The sequence below is a fragment of the Pseudomonas retamae genome, from assembly GCF_043496865.1.
GTDB lineage: Bacteria > Pseudomonadota > Gammaproteobacteria > Pseudomonadales > Pseudomonadaceae > Aquipseudomonas > Aquipseudomonas retamae.
In genome coordinates this window covers 66,076-84,392 of record NZ_JBIEIL010000008.1, presented here as the reverse complement: position 1 = coordinate 84,392, position 18,317 = coordinate 66,076, and the positions used below count along the sequence as shown (strand labels likewise).

At 60.5% G+C, this 18,317-nt stretch carries 15 protein-coding genes; 6 read left to right on the top strand and 9 right to left on the bottom strand.

Annotated elements, in window-relative coordinates:
• The first annotated feature begins 34 nt into the window (after nt 1-34).
• Together ACGSLL_RS16875 and ACGSLL_RS16870 are read left to right on the top strand one after the other, a co-directional pair.
• Nucleotides 35-925: an ATP-binding protein gene (locus ACGSLL_RS16875; protein WP_093099720.1), complete on the top strand. Its 891-nt coding sequence runs from the start codon at nt 35-37 to the stop codon at nt 923-925.
• Entirely contained in the window at nt 922-1,404 is a 483-nt protein-coding gene (locus ACGSLL_RS16870) for a GAF domain-containing protein (RefSeq protein WP_394507200.1), read from the top strand. Before ACGSLL_RS16875 ends, ACGSLL_RS16870 begins: the two co-directional genes overlap by 4 nt.
• Here the strand turns inward: ACGSLL_RS16870 and ACGSLL_RS16865 are convergent, their stop codons facing one another.
• The 8 genes from ACGSLL_RS16865 to ACGSLL_RS16830 form a co-directional block, all read right to left on the bottom strand.
• Nucleotides 1,405-4,350 (bottom strand): HD domain-containing phosphohydrolase, encoded by a 2,946-nt coding sequence (locus ACGSLL_RS16865; protein ID WP_394507199.1) that lies wholly within the window; start codon nt 4,348-4,350, stop codon nt 1,405-1,407.
• Nucleotides 4,351-4,397: 47 nt separating this feature from the next.
• Entirely contained in the window at nt 4,398-8,042 is a 3,645-nt protein-coding gene (locus tag ACGSLL_RS16860; protein ID WP_394507198.1) for a transporter substrate-binding domain-containing protein, read from the bottom strand.
• Between the two features lie 7 nt (nt 8,043-8,049).
• Nucleotides 8,050-8,676, bottom strand: coding sequence for a response regulator transcription factor (locus tag ACGSLL_RS16855; RefSeq protein ID WP_090284913.1), 627 nt, complete (start codon nt 8,674-8,676; stop codon nt 8,050-8,052).
• Nucleotides 8,677-9,473: 797 nt separating this feature from the next.
• The gene (locus ACGSLL_RS16850; protein ID WP_394507197.1) at nt 9,474-10,802 is read right to left on the bottom strand and encodes a deoxyguanosinetriphosphate triphosphohydrolase; all 1,329 of its coding nucleotides are present in this window, start codon (nt 10,800-10,802) and stop codon (nt 9,474-9,476) included.
• A 76-nt stretch (nt 10,803-10,878) separates the two neighbouring features.
• The gene (locus tag ACGSLL_RS16845; RefSeq protein WP_394507195.1) at nt 10,879-12,042 is read right to left on the bottom strand and encodes an EAL domain-containing protein; all 1,164 of its coding nucleotides are present in this window, start codon (nt 12,040-12,042) and stop codon (nt 10,879-10,881) included.
• A gap of 120 nt (nt 12,043-12,162) precedes the next feature.
• Nucleotides 12,163-12,498, bottom strand: coding sequence for a hypothetical protein (locus ACGSLL_RS16840; protein WP_208940325.1), 336 nt, complete (start codon nt 12,496-12,498; stop codon nt 12,163-12,165).
• Nucleotides 12,495-12,881, bottom strand: a complete 387-nt coding sequence (locus ACGSLL_RS16835) for a phage holin family protein (RefSeq protein WP_394507194.1) — start codon at nt 12,879-12,881, stop codon at nt 12,495-12,497. Before ACGSLL_RS16835 ends, ACGSLL_RS16840 begins: the two co-directional genes overlap by 4 nt.
• 2 nt (nt 12,882-12,883) lie before the next feature.
• Nucleotides 12,884-13,198, bottom strand: coding sequence for an ElaB/YgaM/YqjD family protein (locus tag ACGSLL_RS16830; RefSeq protein WP_090284903.1), 315 nt, complete (start codon nt 13,196-13,198; stop codon nt 12,884-12,886).
• 306 nt (nt 13,199-13,504) lie between these two features.
• Between ACGSLL_RS16830 and ACGSLL_RS16825 the strand changes: the two genes are divergently transcribed.
• Complete coding sequence (locus ACGSLL_RS16825) at nt 13,505-14,713, top strand: ammonium transporter (RefSeq protein WP_394507193.1); 1,209 nt, start codon at nt 13,505-13,507, stop codon at nt 14,711-14,713.
• Here the strand turns inward: ACGSLL_RS16825 and ACGSLL_RS16820 are convergent.
• Nucleotides 14,710-16,422, bottom strand: coding sequence for a cation:proton antiporter (locus ACGSLL_RS16820; RefSeq protein WP_394507192.1), 1,713 nt, complete (start codon nt 16,420-16,422; stop codon nt 14,710-14,712). The genes ACGSLL_RS16825 and ACGSLL_RS16820 overlap by 4 nt on opposite strands.
• Nucleotides 16,423-16,632: 210 nt before the next feature.
• On the opposite strand from ACGSLL_RS16820, the gene ACGSLL_RS16815 reads away from it, so the two are divergent.
• The 3 genes from ACGSLL_RS16815 to ACGSLL_RS16805 all read left to right on the top strand — a co-directional run bounded on the left by ACGSLL_RS16815 (nt 16,633) and on the right by ACGSLL_RS16805 (nt 18,259).
• Nucleotides 16,633-16,869 (top strand): glutaredoxin family protein, encoded by a 237-nt coding sequence (locus tag ACGSLL_RS16815; protein WP_394507191.1) that lies wholly within the window; start codon nt 16,633-16,635, stop codon nt 16,867-16,869.
• A gap of 110 nt (nt 16,870-16,979) precedes the next feature.
• A complete protein-coding gene (locus ACGSLL_RS16810) occupies nt 16,980-17,297 on the top strand; it encodes a transcriptional regulator (protein ID WP_003226726.1) in 318 nt (105 codons plus the stop codon).
• Between the two features lie 71 nt (nt 17,298-17,368).
• Nucleotides 17,369-18,259 carry a pseudouridine synthase gene (locus ACGSLL_RS16805; protein ID WP_394507190.1) on the top strand — a complete coding sequence of 297 codons (891 nt, stop codon included), beginning with the start codon at nt 17,369-17,371 and terminating at the stop codon, nt 18,257-18,259.
• Nucleotides 18,260-18,317 lie beyond the last annotated feature (58 nt).

Genomic DNA, 18,317 nt, shown 5'->3' with positions numbered 1-18,317 from the left:
TCATCATCACTGTGAACGTGCCCGAGGAGAAGACGTGGATTCCCGATTGAATGCTTTTCTTGAACGCGCCGAGTCGGTTCTGGCGCGCATCGAACCGTTGTTGCCGGCACCACGGCCGGTCATCGACTGGGGCACGTGTCTGGCCGCGCGCTGGCAGCGCGACGGGCGCAGCGGCTATCTGCTGCCGCTGGAAGTCAGCCTCGACATGCGCTTGTCCGACCTGATCGGTGTCGACCGGCAACTGGAACAACTGGGCCGCAACACCCAACAATTTCTCGATGGCATGCCGGCCAACCACGCGTTGCTCTGGGGCTCGCGCGGTACCGGCAAGTCGTCGCTGGTGCGCGCGCTGCTGGCGGAGCACGCCGCGGCCGGCCTGCGCCTGATCGAGATCGAGCGTGACCATCTGGCGGATCTGCCGCGGGTGGTCGAGCAGATCGCCAAGCTGCCGCAACGTTTCGTGCTGTTTTGCGATGACCTGTCGTTCGAATCCGGCGAAGGCGATTATCGCGTGTTGAAAAGCGTACTCGACGGCTCGCTCGAACAGGCGCCGGACAATGTCTTGCTGTACGCCACCTCGAACCGCCGCCATCTGGTGCCGGAAAAGGAAAGCGACAACGAAAACTGGAAGCGCGTCGACGGCGAACTGCACCCCAGCGAAGCCGTTGAAGACAAGATCGCGTTGTCGGACCGTTTCGGCCTGTGGCTGTCGTTCTACCCGTTTACCCAAGAACACTTCCTTAACGTCGTCGAACACTGGATCGGCCAGTTGGCGGCCAAGGCCGGCCTGAGCTGGCAGCGTGACGAAGCGCTGGACATTCTCGCCGTGCGTTGGGCCACCGGCCGCGGCAATCGCAACGGACGTTGCGCGTATCAATTTGCCCGCTATTGGGTGGGCCTGAAATTGCTGGAGCACAAGGCATGATCGATTTGCAACAAAGTGGCCAGGGCCTTGAAGGCTATGGCCTGTTGGCGGCACAGCTGGAATCGCTGCTGGCGGACGAACGCGATTTTATCGCCAACGCCGCGCAGTTTTCGGCCTTTCTGTTCAACCAGCTCGATGACCTGAACTGGGCCGGTTTTTACCTCAATCGCAACGAAGAACTGGTGCTTGGCCCGTTTCAGGGCCAGATCGCTTGCGTGCGCATTCCGTTCGGCCGCGGTGTGTGCGGTGCGGCAGCGGCCACCCGGCAAACCCAGCGCGTCGAGGACGTGCATGCTTTTCCCGGTCATATCGCCTGTGACAGCGCGTCGAACAGCGAACTGGTCGTGCCGCTGGTCAAGGCCGGCCGCCTGATCGGTGTGCTTGATCTCGACAGTCCGAAACTTTCGCGTTTTGCTGAAGAGGATCAGGCCGGCATCGAGCAACTGGCGGCGATTTTCCTGCGGCTGACCGATTGCTGATCACGGATCGAGGCCAGCCTTGAGCAACAGGCTGGCCGGGTCGACGCTGTCGATTTGCGCCGGGTCGAGAAAACGCTCGGCGTACTGCCGGTACACGCCTTCGTTGATGAACAGGCCAAACAGCTGCGCGTCGATGTGCGCATCGCGGCACATGGTGGCCATGATCGCCAGGGCTTCGCTCAGGGTCTTGGCTTTCTTGTACGGGCGATCGGCTGCGGTCAGTGCTTCGAAGATATCGGCAATCGCCATCATCCGCGCCGGCAGGCTCATTTCTTCGCGCTTGAGGCGCTTCGGGTATCCGGTGCCGTCCATTTTTTCGTGATGGCCGCCGGCGATTTCGGCAATGCTCTCGAGGTGACCGGGGAAGGGCAGGTGGCTGAGCATCATGATCGTCTGCACCATGTGATGGTTGATCACATAGCGCTCCTCGCGGGTCAACGTGCCGCGGCTGATGCTCAGGTTGTACAGCTCGCCGCGATTGTATTTATAGCGCGGCACATCGAGCTTGAAGCCCCACGGATTGTCTTCGGGAATCAATTCGTTGGGGTCGCGTTCAAGCAAATGTTCGGGCTTGTCCGCCAACAGCTTTTCCCGGGTCGGCAAGCTCGGCGCGGGTGTGCGCGCCTGCCGCCGGTTCTCCTCCCACGACACACCCAGACGGTCATCCAGCGTACGCATCCAGGTGCGCTGCGCCAGTGTGTTCAGACGCTGCAGATCGGCGTCAGCCATGGCCTCGCTGCCCAGGTTGCAACGTGCAACAAACGCAAAGTCTTCATCCAGCGCCGCCAGCGTCGTATCACGCAGACCCGCGAGAGCTGACTCATCGCCGCCCAGAGCAAGCGCCTGCCAATAGCTGACCCAGGCATCGCGCTTGAGCACTTCAAAACGCGTACGGATTTCGTGGATGCGGTCGTTGATGGTTTCCAGTTTGGTGGCCTTGTCGACCACGTATTCCGGTGTGGTCACCTTGCCGCAGTCGTGCAACCACGCGGCGATGTGCAGGGCTTCCCATTCATCTTCGCTGGGCTGGTAGGCACGGAAGGCCGGTGCATCGCTGGCCGCTGCCGCCTGAGCGAGCATCAGTGTCAGCTCTGGCACGCGTTGGCAATGCCCGCCGGTGTAGGGACTTTTCGCGTCGATGGCGCCGGCCAGTAATTGAATGAACGCATCCAGCAGTTGTTTCTGGCGCGCTTGCAGACGCTGACTCTCGATGCTCACCGCGGCTGCGCCGGAAACGGCCTGCAGAAAAGCGATGCGATCGGGCCGAAGTTTTTCCAGATCGGCAGTGGTGCCGCTGTCGTTGACCAGCAAAATCAGCAGGCCGATGGTTTCGTCATGGCGATTGTGCAGACGGATCCCGATCAAATGAATGCGTGGCGCTTGCATCGCCAGCAGGACTCGCTGCAGATCCCCGGCCTGATCGAAACCCAGATGGCTGACGACATTGTTGGCGCTGATCAACTGTTCGAACCACTCGGGGCCGTTGCTGTGTTGCAGGTCGTGTCCCTGTAAATCGAAGGTTTCCAGTGCCTGGGGGGCGCCATCGATGACCAGTCCGTAAGGCTTCATGCGCGTACTGTCGCTTTCGCGCAAGTAGATCAGCCCGGCCTGCGCCTGGGCGATCTGCACCGTTTCGAACAGCACCCGTTGCAGCAGGGAGGCGAAGCGCGTTTCAGCGCCGAGGGTGTCGGTGATGCGGAAAAAACTTGCCAGGGTGTCTTTCATGCGCGCCATCGACACGCTCAACTGATCGACTTCCAGCACCGGTGAGCGACGTGCCGAGGGAAAGTCGAATTTGAAACTGCGGATTGCATCGGCTTCCTTGACCAGCGCGTGGAGGGGTTTGACCAGAATCCGCGAAATCACCCAGCCCAACGGTAGACACAGCAGCAGGATCGCCAAGGTGATCAGTGCGCCTTGCCAGCGCAAGCGGTAGGCATCGACGAGCAATTCGTCTTCTGGCACCAGCAGCGCCAATTGCAAGCCCTTTGGCCCGCCTTCCTCGACGGTGCTGCGCGCGACGATCCACTGGCGGCCATCGGCGCTCACACGATTGCTGGTCTGGGCGCCCGTCAGCAGTGCATGCAGGGCGGGGCTCAGATCGGCGGCCTTGGCCAGACTGGCCGAGCTGCCCTCGACGATCAGGCGTAGGCTGTCGGGGTAGGCGACGGCATTGCCGTCGGCGTCGAACAAGGCGATTTCGGTGGACGGTGTGACCACATGCTTGCTCAAGGTTGCTGAAAGCGCGACCAGCGTCAGATCGGCGCCGATCACTGCGTTGGCGCCACTGCGTCGAGCCAATGTAGTGCCGACATTATGGGTGGAGAAAAACACGTAGGGCTCGGTGGTGATCTGTTCGCCCTGCTCGCGCGCCTGGGTGAACCAGGCACGACTGCGCGGATCGTAGCGGTCGGCGAGGTTGTCCTGACGGCCGACCGGGAGAAGAGCCGGGTCGAAAAAAAGCGACTGCGAGTGCAGGTTGCCTTGCGCATCATGCTCGATGCTCCAGACCTGGAATGCTGCGGCTTCGGGCGCTTTTAGCAGTGTTTTAAGCGCGGCGCTGCGTAATGGCCGCACCATGAAAAAGTCGCCGTTGGCATAACCCAGATACAACGACGCCAGACTGGGGTTATCGGTCAGCGACTGGCTGAACGGCCTGAGCAACGCCAGGCGTTGCTCCAGATTGTCTGCCTGCGTGGCAGGATCGCCCGCCAGCAGACTCAGCAGATGACGGATCGGTTGGTAGGTGGCGGCCATGTCCAGACGCACGTCCTGTTCGATCCGGTTGAACAGTTTTTCGCTGCTCGACAGAATGATCTGGGTGGTCTGGCGATAATTGAATACCCCCAGCACGATCCCGGTGAGCAACAGCAGACAGGTGAACATGACGCTGATGTGCACGTGCAGCGGTAACCGGCGTTGTTCCGGGCGCAGTGGGCTGGGCATTTCTGGCTCTCCATGATGTTTAACTCACTGCTCAGCACCCAGCATAGTTAAGGCAAGCTCATTGTGCTTTGCTCCGACAGTGTCAATTGTTGTTGCAACGCCTGCTCCAGCTCGAGCATCGCCATCTCGCTCGCTGCACAATGGCGCAGAAGCTCGGTTTTTTCCGCGGCGTTGACGCAAGCCTGCTCCAGGGCTTCGCAACATTCGATGACCCGTGCGGCCTGAGCGATTCTTGCGGCGCCCTTGATCTTGTGCGCGACCGCCGCCAGCGCTGCGCGGTCATTGGCCGGCGATAATGCCAGTAGCTCCTGGCGGTCGAGGCGGCTGCTCTTGAGCAGCTCGGCGAGCAGGCGGCGGGTCTGTGCCGGATTGCCGCCGGTCAGCATGTCGAGGTTTTGCAGATCGAAGGCCGGGCCTGACGACGCCGGCGTGATGCCGTCCACCCATTCACTGAGCAGGCTCAGACTCAGCGGTTTGAACAGGCAATCGTCCATGCCGGCCTGTCTGCAACGCTGGACTTCCTCCGGTTGCGCATTGGCGGTAAATCCCAATACAACGCAAGGGGGGCAGCGCGTCTGCATTTCATGCTGACGAATGGCGCGGGTCAGCTCATAACCATTCATCACCGGCATGTTGCAGTCGACAATCACCAGATCGAAGTTGCCGGCTTTCCATTGGTCCAGCCCGATGCAACCATTTTCGGCAACACTGAAACGATGGCCGAGAAACTCCAGCTGCTGGCACATCAGCAGGCGGTTGGCCGGGTGATCATCCACCACCAGCACGCTCAGTGGCGTTCGCGCTGGCTTTATCGCGGCTTCGTTTCTGGCGGCGCTGACTTGTGCCGGCAGTGTTTCCACAGCCAGCGAGATGCACACCTGAGTACCGATCCCTGGCTGGCTGTTCAATTGCAGTTGCCCGCCCATCATTTCGCACAGGTTGCGACTGATCACCAGGCCCAGGCCAGCGCCGCTGCGGCCTTGCCGATTAGCGTTCTGCGCCTGGGCGAATGGTGCGAACAGACGTTGCTGGTCTTCGGCGCTGATACCGATGCCGCTGTCCTGCACGGTCAGTTGCATCAGCGCACGGCCGGACAGCTCGGTGTTCATCAGGTCGAGGGTGATCCGGACATGCCCCTGCTCGGTGAATTTGATCGCATTGCTGATCAGATTAGACAGCACCTGTTTGAAGCGCAGCGGATCCAGATACACATCGACCGCCAGCTCCGGTGGATTGAGCTGGGTTTGCAGGACGAGATTTTTCTGCCGGGCGAGACCGTCGAAAATGCGTGTGACCGATGCCACCGTATCGACCAGATTGACCCGCTCCGGACACAGGCTCAAACGCCCGGATTCGATGCGCGCAATATCGAGAATGTCGCCGATCAGACCCAGCAGATCCTTGGCCGAATGGTAGGCGGTGTCGATCGACGAGCGATCCGGGTGATGTTGATCGATGCGTTTGAGAGTCAGTTCGAGCATGCCGATCACCGCATTCATCGGCGTGCGGATCTCATGACTCATGGTCGCCAGAAAGGTGCTTTTCGCCCGGTTGGCCTCGTCCGCCTGTTCCTTGGCTGCGCGCAGCTCATCAAACAGCTGACGGCGCTCGCTGATATCGATCCAGCCGCCGATGATGCCTTGCACAGCGCCGCAGGAATCGCGGTACGGCAATATCCAGTGGTAAATCGTCAAACGGCGGTTGCCAATGTGCAATGGTCGGTCGACCACCATCGGCGTACCTTCGGCAACGACTCGCTGGTAGTCGGCGTGAAAGGCCTGCGCCTCGAAAGCGTTGCTCAGGGTACCTTCCACGACGCTTTTGCCTATCACATCCTCACGCCTGGCAGCGAATACTTCCAGGTAGCTTTCATTGCAGCTTTGCAGCAAGCCCTGGCGGTCGCGCACGTAAATCGGATGCGGGGTGCCGTCAACCAGTGAACGCATGAACTCCAGCTGGTCGTTCAACGCGCGTTCCGCAGTCTGGCGTTGCTTGATCTGGTGGCGCATGTAGGCGTTCCAGGCCAGTAGCAACAACAACAGCAGACAGGCGACCAGAATGACCTGATAGAACAGGCGCTGATAGTTGCGCCAGATGTTTTGCGAGGCGGTGGAGTAACCGCGCCAGCGGCCATTGATCACGCCCAGTTCATCCGGGGCGATGCTCAATAGCGCTTTGTTGATGATCGAGGTCAGCTCGGTGTTGTCGCGCGCCGTTGCCAGTGAAAATGCAGCCTGACCGGTACCGATGGTGGTGGTGATCTGCAGGGGCTGGTTGAAGATCCGCGAGGATATGAAATAGTTGGCGATGACCAGCGAGTTCACCGCGCCGTCAACCCGGCCTTCGGCGAGTAGCGACACCGCACTGAACGTATCTGCGGTTTCAATCAGGTGGATGCGCGGATACTCCTCGCGCAGGTAGTCGATTATCGGATTGCCTTGAGCAATCGCTAATTGCTTGCCGCGCAACTGGCCGAGGTTGGTCGGCCCATCGGCGCTCTTGCGGGTCAGCAGGACGTAGGAATTTTCCAGATAGGGCCGACTGAAACTGAGGTGTTTCTCGCGTTCTTCCGACGGCAGCAGCGCGGCGATCAGGTCGGCCTGGTGGCGATCGATCTGCTCGATCATTTCCGCGTCGTTACGGCTGCGCCGGATCTCGAAACGCAGGCCGGTACGCAGGCGGATAAGCTCGAGCAGGTCGGCGCTGATGCCGCGGAAGTTGCCGTCGTTATCGAAAAACGTCAGCGGTGCAAATGCCTCGTTGACCACAACGCTGACCACCGGATGCTGTTTGAGCCAGGCTTCTTCGCGCTCGGTCAGTTGCGGTTTCTGCTCACTGAGCAGCAGATCGCTGCCAGCGCTCCAGCGTTTGGCAATGCTGTCACGTTCGCTGGCTGGCACAGCTTTGAGCACGCGGTCGATAATGCCCAGCAGTTGCGGGTTGCTGCGGCGCACGGCGAAACTGAAACCTTGGGCTTCCTGCTTGCCGAAATTGGCCATGCGCACGTTGTTCAGGTAGCCCTTGTTGATCATGTAGTGGGTAGAAAGGGTATCGCCAAGAAACACATCGGCCTGATCGAATGCCACCGCGTTGATCGCGTTCTGGTAGGAGGGGTAACAGGTGATCAGTGCTTTCGGATACAGCGCCCTGATCTCGGGCAGCGGCAGGTAGTGATAGACCATACTCAGCCGCAGCCCGGCGAGGCCTTCGCTGAGCGAGCGGGTTTCATCCTCGCGGGTGACCAGCACGGGCTGGTCGAAGGCATATGGGGTGGAAAGAGCGAGGTTGGCGTTGCTGGCTTCGAAACCGTTGGCGGTCCCGAGCAGGTCGACCTGACCGTCGAGCAGGGCGCGAATCGCCGCATCGCGCGAAGGAAACCGCTGCACCCGGATCGGCAGCCCGGTGGCCTGGCCGAGCAGCCCGGCGTAGTCGGCGGTGAGGCCTTCGTAATCCTTGCCGCTGACCGTCATATCGAAAGGCGGATAGTCGGGTGCAGAGGTGCCCAGCACCAGTTGTTTACGTTCAAGTAGCCACCGGCGCTGGGACGAGTCGAGCGTAACCGCTACCGTTTCGCTCGCCGACCGGCTGAGCAAGGCGTAGTCCGGCGAGATAGCGGGTTGGGCGAAGACGTTGCCGCTCAGGAGCAGACTTGCACTCAACGCCAATAGATAGTTCTTCAAACGACTGGGCATGAGGCTCTCACACGAGTGCGTTGCGTTTGGCCATCTCGATAAGTTCTACCAGGGATTTGGCTTTGAGTTTTTGCATCAGGCGTTTTTTGTAAGTGCTGACGGTTTTATTGCTGAGAAACATGCCTTTGGCGATTTCCTTGTTGGTGCGACCCTGGGCAAAAAGTTGCAATACCATCAATTCACGATCATTGACGGATTTGAACAGTTCAAGTTCGGCATAACGAACGTCGTCATTGCGAACCGGATTCAATGCCTGACTCGGGAAGTAGTTGTAACCGGAAAGTACTGCTTTGATTGCGCTGACCAGTTCGCTCAGATCTTCCTGTTTGCAGACATAGCCCGAGGCGCCCGATTGCATGCAGCGAATGCCGAAGAGGGTCGGGCATTGTGCGGTCAGGATCAGGATTTTCAGCGGTGAGCCCATGGCGTTGAAGCGAGCCAGTACTTCCAGGCCGTCCAGCTTGGGAATACTCACGTCGAGGATGACCAGATCCGGCATGCATTCGCGAACCATCTGCATGGCGTCGACTCCGTTGTCGGTCTCGCCGACGACCTTGTAACCTTCATGTTCGAGCAGCATACGAACGGCGAGACGGATGACCGGGTGATCGTCGACGATAAAAACGGAGTTCATAATAAAATCCCATGCGAACACGAATAAAGCGCGCACCTTAGCTCAGTTATATGAGCACTCGCAGGGAGTGACGGGGTCTTAGTCGTTGTATCGGATAAGTCCTACAATCAATGAGGAAGCGGACTACGGTTGAACTGGGTTTGGCGTAAGGAAGTGCAGGATCTGGGCGGGCTTTTAGTTGGACTTGATCGAGTTGTAAGTGTTGGCGAGGGATCGTGTTTTTCTATTGTTTAAAGTTGCGGGTGTGTGGGGTGTTGTTTGGGTGAATATCCGTTGCTGCGGGTGTTGGTGCTGGCGGTTTCGCCCTTACGGCGAGGCACTTTTTCCAGACGCCGAAAAAGTACCCTAAAAGGCTTGCTCCTGCGTTCGGCCCTCGCAGGCTCGGGTCCCTTCGCTCCGGGATCGATCCGGGCGCAGCGGCTACGGTTTGCTTCGCTGCACCTCCTTCCGCTGTGTACGACTTCGTCGTACGGTCGCTGCGCTCCCACGCCCCGATCGATCCCTGCGCTCAGCCTTCCGATGTCGCTGGTTAGGCAAGATCAAGATCAAGGGCACGCGAGCTAACGCTCATTGTTGAGTGGTTAGAAGCGTCGCATGGCTTGAGATTTTCGGTGGATTCGCCCCTCACCCCAGCCCTCTCCCGAGGAGAGGGAGCCGATCTGCGTGCCATTCAAAATTTGAATACGACTCGGTATCGAACGTCGGCATATCTCTCACATTCACCACGGTCAGTCCCCTCTCCCTCCGGGAGAGGGCTAGGGTGAGGGGCTGTTGATCTTGGCGCGGCGTGCTCGGCCTCAGTGGCTGGAGCGTCCGGTCATTTCCAGTGCCATGTCGCTGGCGTAGCTGTCGGTCATGCCGGCGATGAAGTCGATCATGCGCAGGAACGAGGTGTGCAGCGAGCCTCGCGGGTCGGGGGCGTTGCTGCCGAGCAGGTCGAGGATGCGCCGGCTTTTGAACGACGGGGTGCGGCCGTTGTGTTGTTCCAGTGCGGCGCCGCAGAAGGAGTTGAGGAGGATTTCCAGGGTGGTGTAGGCGCCGATTTCGTGCAGGGTCTTGCGTTTGTCCTGGAAGATTTTCTTGCGCGCAATGTCTTTGGCGTTGAGTACGCAGCGTTTGGCCGGGCCGTGCATGTGTTCGACCAGGTCGCCGTGCAGGGTGCCGGCGAGGAGGGCGTCCTGTTGTTCGACGAAGGCGCGTGCGGCGGCGTTGGTCAGGTGCTCGATGGCTTTGCCGCGCAGGATCGCCAGTTTGCGTCGGCGCGAGTCCTGCGGGCCGAGCAGGCGATAGGTTTCCGGCAGGTCATCGCCGACCAGACCGAGCAGCAGCGCTTCGACTTCGGCGTATTCCAGTAGCTCCATTTCGAGGCCGTCTTCAAGATCGATCAGCGCGTAGCAGATGTCGTCGGCGGCTTCCATCAGGTACACCAGTGGGTGGCGTGCCCAGCGCTGATCTTCGATTTGCGGCAGGCCGAGCTTGTTGGCGATCTGCTCCAGCAGCGGCAGTTCGCTCTGATAGCAGCCGAATTTGTGCTTTTTGTAGCCCAGGGAGTCGGCGTGGCGTGCAGTCCACGGGTATTTCAGGTAAGTGCCGAGGGTGGCGTAGGTCAGGCGGGTGCCGCCGTCGAACTGGTGGTATTCCAGTTGCGTCAGGACGCGGAAGCCTTGGGCATTGCCTTCAAAGTTGAGGAAGTCGCCGCGTTCGGCGTCGCTCATGCCGTCGAGCCAGCCGCGTCCGGCGGCCTGCTGGAACCAGTGGCGAATGGCATCTTCACCGGAATGGCCGAATGGCGGGTTGCCGATGTCGTGGGCCAGACACGCCGATTGCACGACCATGCCGAGGTCGGCCGGGTCGCACCATTCGGGCAGCACGCTGCGCAGGGTTTCACCGACGCGCATGCCCAGCGAGCGGCCGACGCAGCTGACCTCCAGCGAGTGGGTCAGACGCGTGTGAATGTGGTCGTTGCTGGTGACCGGATGCACTTGGGTCTTGCGCCCGAGCCGGCGGAAGGCGCCGGAGAAGATGATTCGGTCATGGTCTTTGTGAAAAGGGCTGCGGCCAAGTTCTTGCGGGCTGTGCAGCGGCTTGCCGAGACGTTCGCGGTTGAGCAGGGTGGGCCAATCCAAGGCTGTTTCTCTCCGTCAGGAAAACTGGAATATTGGCCGCTAGCTTCCCGGTTCGTGCACGCGCCTGCAAGCGGAACTACAGGCCGGCAGCGTCGATGTCGATCAGCAGCAAGCGCTCGCCATTGTCGAAAAATTGCCCGGCGGTGAGGCAATACTGATTGCTGGTGGCATCGCGGTAAGTGCTGGACAGGGTCAAACGGCGTTCCTCCCAGCCCTCGGCGAGCAGGTGATAGAAATACGGCCGCCACGACCAGTTGTGGCCCAGGTAACGGTTGTCGGCGACCCAGCCGTGCTGGCGCCACTCCAGATTGGGCGTCAGTTGCGTACCGTGGCGATCGCATTGATAAAACCGCAGCAGCCAGGGAAAGGCGTCCAGTCTTGGCAGCGCGCTCAACGGTGCGTGGGCTTGCGCCCAGGCTTGCAGGATCGACATCAGTTCGGCCAGTTGCTGGCGCATCTGCATCAGCCGTCCGCGCTCGGCGAGTTTCTGCCGCACATAGCGCTGGCGCAGTTCGGCGAAACGCTGCACGAATGCATCGGTGGGGAAGAACGCCTCTTGCGCGCGGGCAAACAGAAAACCCTGCACATAACGCGAGCCGCACTCGAGGGCAAAATTGAGCTGCGCTTCGGTCTCGACACCTTCGGCAATGATCCAGCAGCCGGTCTTCTCAGCCATCTGCGCCAGCGCCTTGACCACATCGCTGCTCGGCCCGCCCAGCGCCGCGGCCTGAAACAGGCGCATGTCGAGTTTGAGAATGTCCGGTTGCAATGCCAGCACCCGATCAAGCTGGGAGTAACCGGCGCCGAAGTCATCGATGGCGATTCTGGCACCGGCCTCGCGATAACGCGCGACCACCTCGGCCAGGCGTTGGTCATTGCCGCCCAGCTCGGTAATTTCGAAGACGATGCGCTGCGGGTCGACCGTGTGACGCGCCAGTTGTCTGAGGCTGGGTAACGCTTGGCCGGCGCGCAGGCGGCTGATCCAGCGCGGCGACATGTTCAGACTGAGAAACCAGTCGGGCGGGGCTTCGTGCATGCGGCTCAACGCGTTGTCACGGATCTGACGGTCGAGGCGACGCAGGGCAATCGCTGGCGTACGCGGATCGGCGAACAGCGGCCCGACCGAAGTCAGTTGGCCGTCAGCCTGGCGCAGGCGGCCCAGCGCTTCGACGCCTGCAATCAGTCCGGTGGCGGTATCGATGAACGGTTGAAAGCAGGCGAGCGGTTGCCCGTCGATCACGGGGCCTCCTTGGTTCTTGTTTTGATGAACCCCGCCGGCCGGGTAGGCGCACGGGATTGAACCTGCGGATTAACAGGTTCATCCCGCCGTCAGTGCAAGAATGTAGCCAGATGGTTCGCTTCAGCGTTTTGCCGAACTCTGCATGACCAGTTTGATCAGTGGCCCCAGCGTAGTGCCGAGCCGGATCAAGCGGCTGACTCCACCGCCGCCGCTTTTCGCACCTTTGCCGGTGAGAAAACCCAGCAGCGTAACGGCGGCCACGCCCCATAACGGCGCGTGCTTGATGCCGAAACCGCTGTGCAGACCCTGCGTCATGCCACGCACGCGCTGCAACGGTTGCAGCACTTGCCCGGCCTCATGGCGGATTTCCTGGCGATGCATTTCCATGCGCAGGCGAATCAGCGCCTTGCGCATTTCCCGGCGAGAGCTGTTATGCGGCAATTGCGGATGGCTCATGGCAGCAGGCGCTCCCGGTCGTTGGCCAGCTCTTCGAGCGTGCCGTGGAAAGGTGAGGACTCATCAAAAATCGCCGCCTTGAGGCGCAGTCCGCAGAAGATCGAGGCTAGCGTATAAAAAACGCACAGACCAATGATCGCGGCCAGACGATACGTGTCCCAGAACAGGATCATCACCAGCGTCGATAACCCCACCAGCAACAACAGGGCGAAGACCAGCGCCAGCCCTGCGAACAGCAGCAGGCTGACGGTGCGCGATTTCTGCTCCTGCAATTCGATGCCGAACAATTCGACATGACTGTGCAGCAGACCCAGAACGGCGGCGCCCAGGCGTCGCGTGGAAGAGGCAGTGCCCGTAGTCGGGCCGGATTCACCGATCGACATGATCAGCGCCGAGTGGCCAGCAGGCCAATCAGAAAGCCGACACCGGCCGCAATACCGACCGACTGCCATGGGTTGGCCGAGACGTATTCTTCGGTGGCGGTCACCGCGGCCTGACCGCGTTCGCGCAGGCTGTCTTCGGTCAGTTTCAGGGTTTCGCGGGCACGCAACAGGCTGTCGTGGATCTGCGCACGCAGCTCATCGGCCTGATCACCGGCCAGGGTGGCGGTGTGCTCGAGCAAGCGCTCGGTGTCGGCGACCAGGGTCTGGAAGTCGTTCATCAGGATGTCTTGAGCAGTCTTTGCCTTGATGCTGGCCATTGGGTGGATCTCCGTAGTGACGTCTGAAGCGTTCGAGTATGAGCCTTGCGCGAAGGTTCAGTAGAAATGACTGGTACGACAATTGCTGTGTTGTGGTGCGTCGCTCGGCCATTGTGCGCTGTTGCCGAGCGTACGCCACGGGAAACCTTATCCCGAATGATCGCGGTTCCCGTCAGCACGTCGACCGGATGCGCCAAAGCAGTTCGCCGAAGATGCCGTTTGGTGCCTGCCTGGTTGCAACTTGGTGCATGAAATGTGCGCTTGAACCGCTTTGGTGCCTTTTTCTGCCGTTAGGTCTGCCTGCTTATGGAAAATCTGCAAAGCGCTGTGGACACGCTGGTTCACAGCTCCAATACCCTGTTCATTCTGATCGGTGCCGTGATGGTGCTGGCGATGCACGCCGGTTTCGCCTTTCTGGAGGTCGGAACGGTGCGGCAGAAAAACCAGGTCAACGCGCTGGCGAAGATCCTCAGTGATTTCGCCGTCTCGACGCTGGCCTATTTCTTTATAGGCTATTGGATCTCTTACGGTGTGACGTTCATGCAGCCGGCAGCGGTGTTGAGCGCCGATCACGGTTACGGGCTGGTGAAATTTTTCTTCCTGCTGACCTTTGCCGCGGCGATCCCGGCGATCATTTCCGGCGGCATCGCCGAGCGCGCGCGCTTCGTACCGCAGTTGTGCGCCACAGCGCTGATCGTCGCGTTCATTTACCCGTTTTTCGAAGGCATGATCTGGAACGGCAACTACGGTCTGCAGGCTTGGCTGACGACGCAGTTCGGTGCGCCGTTCCATGATTTCGCCGGCTCGGTGGTGGTGCATGCCATGGGCGGCTGGCTGGCGCTGGCGGCGGTGTTGCTGCTGGGGCCGCGCAACGGCCGCTACCGCGACGGGCGTCTGGTGGCGTTCGCACCGTCGAGTATTCCGTTTCTGGCGCTGGGCTCGTGGATTCTGATTGTCGGCTGGTTCGGCTTCAACGTGATGAGCGCGCAGACGCTGCAAGGCGTCAGTGGGCTGGTCGCGGTCAACTCGCTGATGGCGATGGTCGGCGGCACGATGGCGGCGCTGATCGTCGGGCGCAATGACCCAGGGTTTCTGCACAACGGCCCGCTGGCCGGGTTGGTGGCGATCTGTGCCGGTTCTGATCTGATGCACCCGGTCGGCGCACTGCTGACCGGCGCGATTGCCGGCGCATTGTTTGTCTGGTGCTTTACCGCCGCTCAGGTGAAGTGGCGCATCGACGATGTGCTGGGTGTGTGGCCATTGCACGGATTGTGCGGCGTGTGGGGCGGGATTGCCTGCGGGATTTTCGGCCAGACCGCGCTCGGCGGTATCGGCGGTGTCAGCCTGATCAGCCAGTTGATCGGCACCGGGCTCGGCGTTGCGGTGGCGCTGCTCGGCGGCTTCCTCGTGTACGGCGTGATCAAGGCATTGCATGGTCTGCGCCTGAGTCAGGAACAGGAGTATTACGGTGCCGACCTGTCGCTGCACAAGATCGGCGCGGTGAGCCAGGATTAAGTCTCAGCATCGTCGGCACCCGGATAAAAACCGTGCAGCAGGCGATAGCGGTCGATGCGCACTTGATCGACTTGTTCCTGCACTTTATGCGCGGGCAATCCGAGCATGATCAACGCGTGAGACGCGAGCATCAGGCTTGACTCCAATAGCTCTGGCACCACTTCGGTGGCGCCGGCCGCTTTCAATTCGGCCCACTGGCTGTCGTCGCGGGTGCGCACCAGAATCGGCACATGGGCATTCAGCCGCCGCGCTTCCTTGAGGATGCGCAGGGCGACATCGCTCTGATCCACGGCGACCACCAACAGCCGCGCGCGCAACAGGCCGACGGCGGTCAGCAGGTCGCCGCGCGACGAATCGCCGTAATGGACGTCACTTTCGCCGCTGCTGGCTTCCTGTACGCGCACCGGGTCATTGTCCAGAGCGATGTAAGGCTGCCTGGCATTGCTCATGAACCGCCCGATCGATTGGCCGACACGGCCGTAGCCGCAAATCACCACGTGTTGATTGAGGTCCGCATTGAGCGCGCTGATTTCTTCGATCTGCGCTTCCTGATTGGGTTTGCGGTGCAGCGCTGCGGCGATGCGTGGCGCTGCACGCAGCAACAGCGGGGTCAGCAACATCGAGCAGAATGTCGCCGCCAGCAGCAGGTCGCCCAAGCCCTCGGGCAGCATGCGGTTCTGTTGCATCTGCGCCATCAGTGCGAAGCAGAACTCGCCGCCTTGGGCCAGCGCCAGACCGCTGCGCCATGCCGTTTCGCTGTCGCTGCCGCGCCATTTCACCAGCACGGCCACAACGATGCCCTTGATCACCATCAACCCGACGGTGAGGCCGAGGATCGCCAGGCTGTGGCTGAGAAACAATTGCAAGTCGATCAGCATGCCGATGCTGACGAAAAACACCCCGAGCAGGATATCGCGGAAGGGCCGGATATCGGCCTCGATCTGGTGACGGTAATGGCTTTCACCCAGCAGCATGCCGGCGAGAAACGCGCCGAGGGCAGGGGACAGGCCCAGCAGGTGGGTCAGCCATGCGGTCAATAAAACGATCACCAGCGCCAGCAGCACAAACAGCTCGGCCGAACGCGAGGCCGCCACTTCGTGAAACAGCCGCGGCAGCAACCAGCGACTGGCCAGCAGCAGGCCGACGAACAGCACCACGGTTTTTCCCAGCGTCAACGGCAGCGCCCAGTACCAGGCCTGTTCGCTGCTGCCGGCGAACACCGGGATCAGGGTCAGCAGCAACACCGCCACGACATCCTGGAACAGCAAAACCCCCACCGCATTCTGCCCATGGCTGCTGAACACTTCGCCGAGGCTGCCCAGTTCCTTGGTGACGATTGCCGTCGACGACAGCGAAAGCCCGGCGCCGAGCAGCAGCGCAGGCGTGACCTGCATGCCCAGCAGTATCAATAGCAGCCCGAGCAGCGCGGTGCTGATCAGCACCTGCTGGCTACCAAGGCGAAACACCACCTGACGCAAGGCAATCATCTTCGAGAGGGAAAACTCCAGACCCAGCGAAAACAACAGAAACACCACGCCCAACTCGGCGACGTCCGGCAGGTGCTCGCTCTCGTTGACCCAGTCGAACGCGCTCGGCCCGACCAGCAGTCCGACGCACAGATAGCCCAGCACCGGCGGCAATCGCAGCCGTCGAAACAGGGCAATCACCACGAGGGACGAGGCGAGGATGATCAACAGATTGGCGAACACTGGACACTCCGGCAGCAGCTTCAGGCTTTTCAAGCTTAGAAGCAAAAAGACCGCAAGCATCGCGCAATGTGCTTTTCTGCGAGCTGATGTGCGTCAGGGTTTTGCCAGCGTTGCGCTGTTGCGGCGCTGGAGCCTTTGGGCGGTGCTGGCTCGACGGGTTTTGCGCACAGGCCTAGAATGAAGCCCCACTCATTTTGCGGTTGAGCGAACATGCCTCCTGAATGTCAGCTGTTCGGCACTCTCGGGTGTCATCTCTGTGAAGTCGCTGAAGCCGAGCTCATGCCTCTTGTCGAGCATGGGCTATTGGTCGAGTTGATCGATATTGCTGAAGATGAAACCTGGTACGAGGCTTACAGCCTGAGGATTCCAGTGCTGCGCCGAATCGATACCGGGGCGGAACTGGACTGGCCGTTCAGCGCGGACGAGGTTGTCGCGTTTCTGCGTTGATCCGGATTCCCTGGCTTTTCCGCCGGTCGCCACAGGTTCCATCCCTTGGCTTTTTGCGGTTTGTTCGGTTACTGTATGCCCATACAGTAAATGCGTCAGAGGAATGAACCGTGGTCAATGTCGAACAGTTGAAGAACAGCGTGAACCGGATGTCGGTTGACGTGGTGCGCGAGGCCGTTCTTGAATTGCGCCTGGACGGGCTGGTCACGGAGGGCAAGACGCCTTTCAACAAGCTGCATTTCAACACCTGTTTTGCCGAAATCGAGGCGTTGTTTCAGCGTGCCGGTTATCACAAGCAGCTGGATGTGGTCGGCTATCAGGGCTTGCTTTATGCCTTGTACGATCCGGGTCGCTGGGAGGCGGTCGACGTGCTGCGCTGGCTCAAGGAATTCACCGAGGCCGCAGCGCTCAAATCGATCCCGGCGTAAGTATTCTGCGCTAGGTAGGTTGCCCTCAGTGCTGGATAATACTACTTCGCATTGAGGGTCCGAATGTCCATATGTCCACTCCAACATTTTCTGCCGCTCACACTCAGGCGAGCACGCTTTATCTACCGCCAGGTCCATGGCTGACCGTACTCGATTGTCTGTGCGAGCATTTCCGTGCCATTGGCCGCGAGCAATGGCTGGACCGGATTGCCCGAGGCCGGGTACTGGATGGCGACGGTCAGCCGATCGACGTGAACCTGGCTTACAGGGAAGGTCTGCGCATCCATTACTTTCGCGAAGTGCCGGACGAAAAGCCGATTCCGGTGGTCGAGACGATCCTTTACGCGGATGAACACCTGGTGGTGGCGGACAAACCCCATTTCCTGCCGGTGACGCCGGCGGGGGAGTACGTCGAGCAAACGCTGTTGCGCCGCTTGATTCGCCGGCTGGACAACCCTCACCTGGTGCCGCTGCACCGTATCGATCGACATACCGCAGGGCTGGTGATTTTCTCGGCTAATCCGCAGACCCGTTCGGCCTATCAGTCGTTGTTCCCTACGCGCCGGATCGACAAGCGCTATGAAGCGATCGCCCCAGCGCTGGCGCATCTGGAATTTCCCTTGGTGCACAAGAGTCGTCTGGTCGACGGCGAGCCGTTCTTCCGCATGCAGGAAGGTCCGGGTGTCAGCAATACCGAAACGGCGGTGGAAGTTCGGGAAAAGAATGGCGAACTGTGGCGCTACGGGCTGTTTCCGGTGACTGGCAAGAAACATCAACTGCGCGTCCACATGACCGCATTGGGTGCGAGCATTTGCAATGACCCGTTTTATCCGCAGGTCTTGAAAGATGCCGAAGATGACTACGCCAACCCGCTAAAGCTGCTGGCGCAGGGGCTGAAATTCATTGACCCTGTGACGGGAGAAGCGCGTGAGTTCGAAAGCCGGATCTCCCTGCAGTGGTGACAGCCCGGCACTTTTCTAACGCCCATGAAAAAGCCCGCAATCAATGCGGGCTTTTTTG